Below are 6,000 nucleotides of genomic sequence, written 5' to 3'. Positions count from 1 at the left end.
ATCTGCCAAAGTAGTGCTAGTCTGAACGGCCATTCAGAATTCTCTTCCCGTTCCTTCGGAACGTTCACGCGAATGCGCGGTTCTCATTGGCATTACGTTGGAGGAGGACATCATGAAGAAACTTGGTTATGTGGTTGCAGCTCTGGGTGCGCTCGCGGTTGCGGCGCCGACGCTGGCAAGTGCTGAGACTGTGATCGTCAAGCATGGCCACCATGGCTACGGCGCCCGCGCCGAAATGCGCGAGCATCGTGACAATGGCTGGCATCGCGGCTGGCACCATCACGACCGTGTCGTCGTGGTCAAGCATGGCCATCACCACATGGACTAACGCGCAACGCAACATGGAAATGGCCCCTCACGGGGCCATTTCTTTGCGTTCTTTTTTCCTTCTCCCCTTGCGGGAGAAGGTGAAAGATCAACCTAATCCCAGGCCGGTGCGAAGCCCGGGTTGACGCAACGCTTGTCCTTCGAGAGCGCGGCGATTTTCTTTCGGTCGGCATCGTCGAGCGTTATCTTCAGCGCGTCCAGATTGGCTTGCTGGCTCTCGCGGCGCGATGCCTTCGGGATCGCGGCGACACCATCCTGGTCGAGCAACCATTTCAGCGCCACTTGCGCGGCACTCGCGTTGTGCTTCGCGCCGATCTCGGCGAGTACCGGATCGGATGCAACGCGGCCCTGCGCGAGCGGACAATAGGCGACGAGCGGGATCGACTTGGCGTTGAGATAGGCCAGCACCTTCGATTGATCCAGCATCGCGTGATATTCGATCTGGTTGCAGGCGATCGGCGCCTTGACGTCCTCGACCGCGATCTTGAGCAGCGCCGTGGTGAAATTGGCAACCCCAATCGCCCGCGTGCGCCCCTCTTCCTTCAGTTTCATCAGGGTTTCGAACACCGCACCCCAATTCGCCGACTTCGACGGCCAGTGCACGAGATAGAGATCGACGTGGTCGAGCCTCAGTTTCTTCAGGCTGGCATCGAAAGCGCGACGGATCGCATCCGGCGCCAGATTCTCGTGCCATACCTTGGTCGTGACGTGCAGCTCGCCGCGCGGCACGGAGGCCGCCGCCAGCGCGGCGCCGATGGCTTCCTCGTTGGCATACATTTCGGCAGTGTCGATGTGGCGATAGCCGATCGACAGCGCGCTCTCGACCGCGGCACGGCAGGCATCGCCCTGCATGCGGAAGGTGCCGAGGCCGAGCTTGGGCATGCTGATGCCCTGTGTTTTCAGATTGTCCATTGAACAGGCTCCTGAGTATTTCAGCCCGCCGGATGCGCGCGGCGATGCCGCGTGAGCAGACTCTTCGGTGCTGGAAAAGAGGTGGCGGGACGGACCACTATAGCGCGGCATGCGCCCGGCGGCCAATCAAGATCGGGTTAGGTGCGATTAGGTTCGATCATCGCCACGGGCGCGGTGAGCCCCCTCTCCCGCTTGCGGGAGAGGGTTGGGAGAGGGTGCATCCGCAACGGGATAATCCCCCAGGGGAGAAAGCCCTCACCCGGCGCGCGGGACGATGCTTCGCATCGCCCGGAACGCCATAGTTGAAGCTTCGCTTCGACGTTCTTAAGAAACGGCCGCCGAAGGCGGCCTATGCTCTCCCGCAAGCGGGAGAGGTTGAACCAGCCTGCGTCTCTCACGAATGCTGCGCAACCATAGCCGGGCGCGCCTGCGGCTGCGGCAGGATGTCGACCGACCAGAGGTCGCGGTTGTCGACGTCCTTCAAGGTCACCGTCATCACGCCGCTTGTGCCGTCGATGTCGACGCGGCCGAAGAACTGCAGGCCGAAGCAGGGCGCGAGGTTCTCGCCCTGGGCTTCGCTGCACCCGTTCCGATACATCGCCACGGGGCCAAACGTGTTGTCGAGCTCGCCGGGGCCCCAGGTGCCGGCATGCAGGGGGCCGGAGACGAACTCCCAGAACGGCTCGAAATCACTGAACTGGGCCTTGTTCGGATCATAATAATGCGCGGCGGTGTAGTGCATGTCGGCGGTGAGCCAAACGATGTTGCGGACAGAAGCGCGCTTGATGAACGCAAGCAGTTCGGCGATCTCGTGCTCGCGCCGGTCGGGCGGGCCGTCGCCGAGCGCAACGGCATCGAGACTGATCAGCCCGATCGGCAAATCTGCCGCGATCACCTTCCAGGTTGCGCGCGAGGCAGCGAGCTCCCGCTTCAACCAGGCGAGCTGCTCGGTGCCCAGAATCCAGCCGCGATGATCGTTGCCCTTATTCCAGGTCTCGTCGCGATAGCTGCGCATGTCGATCATGAAGACGTCGAGCAGCGGGCCATAGGCGATCTTGCGATAGACCCGCCCCTGCCGCGCGCCGATGTCCCGGATCGGCATGAAGTCGAAGAAGGCGCGGCGTGCCGTCGTCCTCGTAGCCGGCGTCGTCATAGCTGCCGGTCGGCGACCAGTCGTTGGTGACCTCGTGATCGTCCCATTGCGCGAGCATCGGCACTTGCGCATGGAAGGCGCGAAAATGCTCGTCGAGATGGTTGTATTTGTAGTTGCCGCGGAATTGCGCCAGCGTGTGCGCGACTTGCGCCTTTTCCTCGGTCACGACGTTGCGCCAGATCTCGCCATTCGGCAGCGTCTGCTCGGACGGTATCGTGCAGTCGGCATAGATGTGATCGCCGGAGTGGATGAAGAAATCCGGCCGGTTGTCGAGCATGGTGCGATAGCCGCGATAGCCGCCGCGGGAGATGTCGATGCCCCAGCCCTGCCCCGCGACATCGCCCGACCACAGGAACGAGATCGACTGCCCCTCGGCCGGCGCGGTGCGGAAATGGCCGACGCGGCTTTCGCCGGCGATGCCGGTGGCGATGTCGTCGAACCGCACGCGGTAGAAGATGTCCTGCCCGGGCGGCAGATTGTCGAGCTGTAGTTTTGCGGTAAAATCTGCATCGGGCAGAGCGTCGCGTGACGCAGACGCGATGATGGTCTTGAAGCTCTCGACCGTCGAGCATTCCACCTGCATCCGCGCTGGCCGATCCGCGCGCGCCCAGATTACGGCAGAGCCATTCGAGACGTCGCCGGACTGGATGCCGCCCGCGATCTGCGGGCGATCGGCGGCGCGGCTGATACGCGGCTTTGCGAGCGAGGCGATGGCAAGGCTGGAGGTGGAGCGGACCAGGAACTGTCGCCGGGTCCATGCGCGCGAAGCGCGGAGCGTTGCCATTCAGGAGACCTTCGTCGAATCGCGACGGAAGGTGCCTGCGCCGTTTGACTCCCGGCTTACAGTTTCTTGACTCCGCGCCTACGGTTTTGCGACGTCGGGATGACGGGCGGGCGCGGCTGCGGCCTACTCCCTCGCCCCTTTCTTACGGGGGCGCGACGACGGCAGGACGATCGCATATGGGAGCGACTCCGCCTGTGGCCATCCTTCGAGACGCCCGCCGTTGGCGGGCCCTCAGGATGAGGACCGAGTGTGGGGCCGTCGTTTTGACGAGCACCGATGCCGCCTAGCCTCATCCTGAGGAGACCGCGAAGCGGTCGTCTCGAAGGACGAGGCGCGCACTCAGGTCGTGCAAAATGCCTTATGCGATCGCCCTGCCGCAAGCGGGGCGAGGTGAAGAGGCTGCGGCGCTGTTCTCAGTGCTTCCAGTTGCAGATGCCGCCGGAACGACACGGCCAGGTTTGGATGCGGGTGTCCATCGCCTGCGCGTCCAGCGGATTGCCGTGGCGATGCGCGAGCTTGGTGCGGGCTGCGCCGCGTGGCTGCGCGTCTCGCGCGCGTGCAATCTTCGGCTCCGGCACGCGCACGCGTTCAGCCGCAACCTTCTTCGGCACGTCGACCGGCTCGGCACGGGCCTGCGCCTCGTTGCCGCCCTTCGCCTCGAGTGCAACAGGCGCGAATTGCGTCTCGGGCCCGAGCCGTTTCGGCGACAGCACAGCCTTGGAGAGATCGAGACCGAGATATTCGTCAGGCTTGTAGTCGTCAGCGCGTGCGATGCCGCCCCATGCGAGCACGAGGGCAATTGCAACTGCAAAAGGAACGCTTTTCAGGACCACGGACGCCTCCTGAAATTGATTGTTAAGGAGTAATTTACTCCTATTTAGGAGGCGTCGCGTGCAATTCCAGCGGTCAACTACCGCCTTGGTTAAGAAGTTTGGCGGTGTCAGGCGACCTTTCGCGTCGCAGCCGTCCCATCCAGGAACCCCATAAGCCGGCTGCGGATGATTTGTTCCGCCTCGGTCATGATGCGATCGACGAGTTCCTTACAGGTGGGGATGTCGCGGATGAGGCCCGCGACCATGCCGCAACTCCAGGCGCCGGCATCCATCTGCCCGTCCAGCATGACCTTGGGATAGACCCCCGCGACCTGGTCGTGGATGTCGTCGATCGTAAGCTTATCGCCCTTGGCATGCTCGATCTCGAGCAGGCGATCGACATTGGCATTCTTCAGCACGCGCTCGGTGTTGCGCAGGGCGCGCATGATCAGGCGGGTGTCGAGCTCGGTCGCCGCAACCAGCGCGTTCTTCACGTTCTGATGGACCGGTGCTTCCTTGGTGGCGATGAAGCGCGTGCCCATGTTCATGCCGGCCGCGCCCAGCGACAGGGCTGCGACGAGGCTGCGCCCGTCGGCCATGCCGCCGGAAGCCACGAACGGGATCTTCAATTCCTCCGCCGCGCGCGGCAGCAGGATCATGTTGGGAATGTCGTCCTCGCCGGGATGACCGCCGCACTCAAAACCGTCGACGCTGACGGCGTCGCAGCCGATCCGCTCGGCCTTCAGCGAATGACGCACCGACGTGCATTTGTGGATCACCTTGATGCCGGCCGCCTTCAGCGCCGGCATATATTGTTCGGGGCTGCGACCCGCGGTCTCCACCGCCTTGATGCCGCCCTCGACGATGGCTGCGATGTATTCCGGATAAGGCGGCGCCGCGAAGGTCGGCAGGAAGGTGAGGTTCACACCGAACGGCTTGTCGGTCATGTCGCGGCAACGTGCGATCTCCTTGGCGAGCAGCTCCGGCGTCTTCTGCGTGAGGCCGGTGATGATGCCGAGCCCGCCGGCGTTGGAGACGGCGGCGGCAAGCTCGGCAAAGCCGACGAAATGCATGCCGCCCTGGATGATCGGGTGCTCGATGCCGAACAGTTCGGTGATCGCGGTCTTCACTTAGTTCTCCTCCCGGAATTTTGCTGATGTCGAGATCAGTCTAGCCGTAGTCTCGTCCCGCAGTCACCATTTCTCACCGAACGGGCGAATCTCCATCTCGAAGGTCCAGGCACTCTTCGGCTGCTGGTAGAGCTGCCAATAGGAATCCGCAACGGCCGATGGCGGCATCAGCAGATCGGGATTGTCGAGCGCCTCCTTGCCCCACAGCTGCTCTCGGCGCTCCCGCACCCAAGCCGTGTCGACGCCGGAATCGATGATGAGGTGGGCGACGTGGATGTTCTTCGGCCCGAGTTCGCGCGCCATCGCCTGCGCCACCGCACGCAGTCCGAACTTGGCGCTGGCAAAGGCCGCAAAGCCGCTGCCGCCGCGCAAGGACGCCGTCGCGCCGGTGAAGAAGATCTTGCCGCCGCCGCGCGGCAGCATCAGCCGCGCCGCCTCGCGCCCTGCGAGGAAGCCGGAATAGCAGGCCATCTCCCACACTTTCCGAAACACGCGCTCGGTGGTGTCGAGGATCGGGAAATTGACGTTGGCGCCGACATTGAAGATGCAGACCTCCAGCGGCGCGTGCTTGTCGGCATCGTTGAGGAAGGAGATGACTTCCTCCTCCTTCCGCGCGTCCAGCGAGCGCGCATGGATCTCGCCGCCGGCGGCTTCGATGTCCTGCACCAGCGGCGCGAGCTTGTCGCCGTTGCGACGGCCTGCATAGATCGAAAAGCCTTCGGCGGCGAATTTCTTGGCAATCTCGGAGCCGATGAAATCGCCGGCCCCGATCACGGCCGCGGTCGCGTTTCGCTTGGGCAAGGTCGCCTCCTCCGGTGAGAGCATGTGATTGGGCCGGAGGCTATAGTTCTAAAATAGAACTGTCAAATTTAACCACTGAAT

Annotated in this window: 5 protein-coding genes and 1 pseudogene; 1 reads left to right on the top strand and 5 read right to left on the bottom strand. The window is 63.4% G+C overall.

Features of this window, described 5'->3' with window-relative positions:
* The first annotated feature begins 112 nt into the window (after positions 1–112).
* On the top strand, positions 113–328 hold the full coding sequence (locus tag FXB40_RS32520) for a hypothetical protein (protein WP_148776250.1): 216 nt from the start codon (positions 113–115) through the stop codon (positions 326–328).
* Positions 329–420: 92 nt separating this feature from the next.
* Here the strand turns inward: FXB40_RS32520 and FXB40_RS32515 are convergent, their stop codons facing one another.
* The 5 genes and pseudogenes from FXB40_RS32515 to FXB40_RS32495 all read right to left on the bottom strand — a co-directional run bounded on the left by FXB40_RS32515 (position 421) and on the right by FXB40_RS32495 (position 5,919).
* On the bottom strand, positions 421–1,239 hold the full coding sequence (locus FXB40_RS32515; RefSeq protein WP_148776248.1) for an aldo/keto reductase: 819 nt from the start codon (positions 1,237–1,239) through the stop codon (positions 421–423).
* Positions 1,240–1,633: 394 nt separating this feature from the next.
* Positions 1,634–3,176: pseudogene (locus FXB40_RS32510) on the bottom strand (alkaline phosphatase D family protein).
* Positions 3,177–3,589: 413 nt separating this feature from the next.
* Positions 3,590–4,009, bottom strand: a complete 420-nt coding sequence (locus FXB40_RS32505; protein WP_148776246.1) for a hypothetical protein — start codon at positions 4,007–4,009, stop codon at positions 3,590–3,592.
* A gap of 107 nt (positions 4,010–4,116) precedes the next feature.
* Positions 4,117–5,118 (bottom strand): NAD(P)H-dependent flavin oxidoreductase, encoded by a 1,002-nt coding sequence (locus FXB40_RS32500; protein ID WP_148776244.1) that lies wholly within the window; start codon positions 5,116–5,118, stop codon positions 4,117–4,119.
* A 63-nt stretch (positions 5,119–5,181) separates the two neighbouring features.
* On the bottom strand, positions 5,182–5,919 hold the full coding sequence (locus tag FXB40_RS32495) for an SDR family oxidoreductase (protein WP_148776242.1): 738 nt from the start codon (positions 5,917–5,919) through the stop codon (positions 5,182–5,184).
* Between the last annotated feature and the right edge of the window lie 81 nt (positions 5,920–6,000).

Source organism: Bradyrhizobium rifense (genome assembly GCF_008123425.1).
GTDB classification, from domain to species: domain Bacteria; phylum Pseudomonadota; class Alphaproteobacteria; order Rhizobiales; family Xanthobacteraceae; genus Bradyrhizobium; species Bradyrhizobium rifense.
The sequence above is the reverse complement of the archived record's forward strand: the minus strand, read 5'-3'. Positions and strand labels throughout refer to the sequence as shown.

Coding starts and splice junctions, on each gene's coding strand:
- FXB40_RS32520 (WP_148776250.1), top strand. CDS start 113: ATGAAGAAACTTGGTTATGTGGTTGCAGCTCTGGGTGCGCTCGCGGTT.
- FXB40_RS32515 (WP_148776248.1), bottom strand. CDS start 1,239: ATGGACAATCTGAAAACACAGGGCATCAGCATGCCCAAGCTCGGCCTC.